The organism is Planktothrix sp. FACHB-1355 (assembly GCF_014748295.1).
GTDB lineage: Bacteria > Cyanobacteriota > Cyanobacteriia > Cyanobacteriales > Aerosakkonemataceae > Aerosakkonema > Aerosakkonema funiforme_A.
On the sequence record NZ_JACJUP010000484.1, the window covers coordinates 1 to 4701 of the forward strand.

At 44.5% G+C, this 4701-nt stretch carries 2 protein-coding genes; one reads left to right on the forward strand and one right to left on the reverse strand.

All coding sequences use genetic code 11. From position 1 onward, the window contains the following. On the forward strand, positions 1–3696 hold a 3696-nt coding region (locus H6S82_RS18900), incomplete at its 5' end, for a GAF domain-containing protein (protein ID WP_191056551.1). An 11-nt stretch (positions 3697–3707) separates the two neighbouring features. Here the strand turns inward: H6S82_RS18900 and H6S82_RS18905 are convergent. Then, a partial coding sequence (locus H6S82_RS18905) for an ABC transporter ATP-binding protein (RefSeq protein WP_191056552.1) occupies positions 3708–4701 on the reverse strand: 994 nt, incomplete at its 5' end.

The window sequence follows — 4701 nt, forward strand, 5'->3', positions numbered from 1 at the left end:
GATAAGATGAAAGCTTTTAGTGTTGGGGGCATAGACTACATCACCAAACCAATTCAGGATCGAGAAGTCATAGCCCGCGTAGAAAACCAACTTATGATTGTACGTCAGAAAAAACAATTGCGGGAACAAAAAGCGCAATTGGAACAGGAAGTTCGGGAGCGCATCCGTGCAGAGGAAGCAGTCCGACAAAGGGCGATCGCATTGAGCAACCATAACCTAGTTTTGACAAAATTAGCCCAAAGTCTAGCCCTAAATGAGGGAGATTTAAAAGCAGCTTTAGCAGAAATTACAGAAGCCTGTGCTGAAAACGTTGGGGTTGAACGTTCTAGTGTATGGTTGTACAACGAAAGCCCTACAAAAATACAATGCCTTGACCTATTTGAAAAAAGTCACAACCGACATAGCCAAGGAATTGAACTGTTAGAGACAGACTATCCGGCATATTTTCAAGCTTTGCAGCAAGAGAGACCGATCGCAGCAGAAAACGCCCACACCGATCCCAGAACTAAAGAATTTTCCTCGTGTTACCTAACGCCATTAAGTATCGCATCTATGTTGGATATGCCGATCAGAGTAAAGGGAAAAACGGCAGGAGTTGTATGTTTGGAACACGTTGGATTTGCTCGTCATTGGACGCCGGAAGACGAGAATTTCGCTCGCTCGATCGCCAATTTAGTATCTTTGGCGATCGAAGCGCGAGAGCGCAAGTACGCAGAGCTAGCACTGCGAGAAAGAGAAGAATGGTTGAGAACTTTAGTTAGCAACATTTCTGGTGCTGTTTACCGCTGTCTTTGCCATTCCGATTGGACAATGGTATTTATCAGCGATGCAATTCTAGAAATTTCCGGTTATCCACCCAGCGATTTTATTAACGAGCGAGTGCGCTCCTTTGACAGTATCGTTCATCCTGAAGATAAAGATAAAGTTAAAAAGACTATCCGGGAAGGTATCAGCAACAAACAGCCTTACTGCATCGAATACCGAATAGTTAAAGCCGATGGTAGCATTGCTTGGGTTTACGAAAAAGGTCAGGTAATTTTTGATGCAAATGATAAAATTATATGGCTGGATGGGGTAATTTTTGATATTGGCGATCGCCACAAAGCAGAAGTAGCTCTGCGTGAGAGCGAACAGCGCTTTCGCGCTATTTTTAACTCTAGTTTCCAATTCACGGGGGTACTGCAACCGAATGGCACTGTGCTGGATGTAAATCAAACAGCGCTCGACTTCACGGCAACGAAGCGATCGGATCTGCTGGGGCGTCTGTTTTGGGAAGTAAAATGGTGGATGGAACCGGGAAAAAATCCGAAAGAAAAAGCCGATCGCAAAAGTGAGCTTGGTGGGGGCAATAATTTAAAGCGCTCCCAAGCTCGGCAAAAGAAAGCTGCTTCCCTGCAACCAAAACAGGAGGAATTAAAAGAAGCGATCGCACGCGCTGCCAAAGGCGAAATCGTCCGCTACGAAGTAGAGATTTTGGGTGCATTCAACACAATCGCTACCATCGATTTTTCGATCAAACCAGTGTTTGATTCCAGTCAAAACGTAGTGTTGCTGGTGACAGAAGGGCGCGATATCACGCAACGCAAACAAGCAGAAGAAACCCTGCGCCAGATGGCAGAAAGAGAGAAAGCGATCGCCAGAGTAATTGAACGTATGCGGCAGACTTTGGATATCGAAAGTATATTCACCGCCACAACGCAAGAATTGCGACTTCTGATCGATTGCGATCGCATCGTCGTCTATCAATTCCATCCTGACTGGACGGGCGAATTTGTCGCGGAGTCGGTGGGAAGCGAGTGGATTTCTTTGCTGCGACAACAACACAACGACCCTCATTTTGCCAAAGATACCATACAAGACAGTCGTTGCACTGTGAAAGCTTTGTGCAATCAGGACGCATCTCCGGGAGATAGTTACCAGCAACAAACTTCATCCACTGACAACCAAAGCGTAAATTACCTCTGTATCCCAGACATTTACCAAGCTGAGTTTCCCTCGCCTTACATTCACCTTTTGGAGCGATTTCAAGCCAGAGCCTACATAATTGTCCCTATTTTTTCTAGCAATAAACTGTGGGGTTTGTTGGGAGCTTATCAAAATTCTAGCCCTCGCCAGTGGAAAGAAGCAGAAATCAATGTTGTCGTGCAAATTGGCAATCAGTTGGGAGTCGCTTTGCAGCAGGCAGAATTGCTCCAGCAGACTGAGAAACAGTCGGCAGCGCTGCAACAAGCTGTATTGGCCGCAGATACAGCTAACCGTGCCAAAAGCGAATTTTTGGCGAATATGAGCCACGAGCTGCGTACCCCGCTCAACGCCATTCTCGGCTTTACCCAAGTGATGAATCGTAGCTCATCCATATCCGCAGAGCATCAGCAATATTTGGCAATTATCAATCGTGCTGGCGAACATCTGCTGGATTTGATCAACGATGTGTTGGAAATGTCCAAAATTGAAGCAGGCAGAATTACGTTGCACGAAAATTTCTTTGACTTAATTCACCTCCTAGAAAGTCTGGAAAAAATGTTTCGCTTAAGAACGGAATCCAAAGGTTTACAGTTAATCTTTGAAATCGAACCGGAACTTCCAGAATATGTGAAAAGCGATGAAGGTAAATTGCGTTCTTGTTTAATTAATCTTCTGGGTAATGCCATCAAATTTACTACAGAAGGTTGTGTAAAGCTGCGGGTATCAGCTATTAATCCGGAAGAATTTGTCAAAAAATTAGGAATCTCGAATAACGAGTCCGAACAAATCATAATATACTTTGAAGTATCAGATACTGGCCCTGGCATTGCGCCAGAAGAAATTAATCTTTTGTTTGAACCGTTCGGGCAAACAGCATCAGGTCGAAAATCTCAGCAAGGTACTGGATTGGGTTTACCGATTAGCCGCAAATTCGTACAGCTGATGGGAGGAGATATTAGCGTTAGCAGCCAAATAAGTAAAGGCAGCACATTTAGTTTTTATATTAAAATAACGCTCGCCGACGCAAGTAAAGTTAAGGCAGATCGACCGCAGAGCAAGGTAATTTCTTTGGCACCCAATCAACCGGAATGTCGCATCTTGGTAGCTGACGATCGCTTTGAAAGCCGGATGGTTTTAGTGACATTATTAACGTCGATTGGCTTTCTGGTGCGAGAAGCCGAAAACGGTCGAGATGCGATCGCATTGTGGGAAAGTTGGCAGCCAAACCTGATCTTAATGGATATGCGAATGCCAGTCATGGATGGCTATGAAGCTACTAAATATATTAAATCAAGAGAAATCGGACAGGAGCGATCGACAGTAATTATTGCTCTTACTGCCAACGCTTTTGAGGACGATCGGCAAAGTATCTTGTCAGCAGGTTGTAATGATTTTATCGGCAAGCCATTTCGAGAAGAAATCTTACTAGAAAAATTAAGTCAATATCTAGAAGTCGCCTATATTTACGAAGATAAAACATCCGAAATACAAGACAGAAACCGCAGATCGCAAAAAAATTTGACGCCAGAAGATTTTAAACATTACTTTTCCCAAATGCCAGAGTTGTGGGTGGCAGAACTACACTATGCCGCCGCACAATGCAGCGATGACATGGTTTCAGAGTTGATTGGACAAATTCCCCCAGAATATACGTTGCTGGCGCAAGCTCTTGAGGATTTAGTAGACAACTTCGAGTTTGAAACAATTATAGAATTGACTGCAAAAGAGTAAATAGCAGAAATTCAAAGTAAAGGATAGAGAGTATCGCCGGTCGCGGGATCGAACACAAACAACCGATCGAGATCCAGTTGTATGGGGATGCGATCGCCCGCCCGCAGACTCAATTCTGGCGCTGCATAAAAACTTATATGCACTCCCGATTCCGCTAAAATCCCACGAATTAAAGTCTCTCTTCCCAGGGGTTCTATCACCTTTATTTCCACAAAAAGCGGATAGCGATCGTTTTCTTTAATATCCCCCACTCTAATATTTTCTGCCCGAATACCCATATCCAAACTTTGTCCTTCTCTGAGTTGTAACTTTTCGCGAATAATTGCCGGACAAGCTAAAAATTGCTCGCCTAACTTAAAGCTATCTCCCGCATAAGTTGCAGACAAAATATTCATGGGCGGACTACCCAAAAATGTCGCGATCGTTCTGTTGGCAGGACGCGCATAAACTGTTTGCGGTTCGCCAACTTGTTGAATTTTACCTCGATTCAACACGACAATTTTGTCAGCTAGCGTCATCGCCTCAACTTGGTCGTGCGTAACGTAAATCGTAGTAATTCCTACGCGCTGGTGCAATTGTTTTAACTCTGCCCTCGTATCATCTCGCAATTGGGCATCTAAATTAGATAAAGGTTCATCTAATAGAAAAACTTTCGGTTCGCGTGCGATCGCCCTTCCCAAGGCTACCCGTTGTTGCTGTCCTCCCGATAACTGTTTGGGTTTCCGATCTAACAGGTGAAAAATATCGAGCGATCGCGCCACTTTTTCCACCCTTTCTCTCATTGCTTTCCGGTCAAATTTTCGCATTTGCAACCCAAAAGCCAGATTTTCCGCCACCGTCATATGCGGATAAAGGGCGTAATTTTGGAACACCATCGCCACATCTCTTTGCCTGGGGGGGATATCGTTCACCAAAGTATCGCCAATATAAAGATTACCGCTGGTGGCAGTTTCCAATCCCGCAATAGTTCTCAGAATTGTAGACTTGCCGCAACCGGATGGCCCT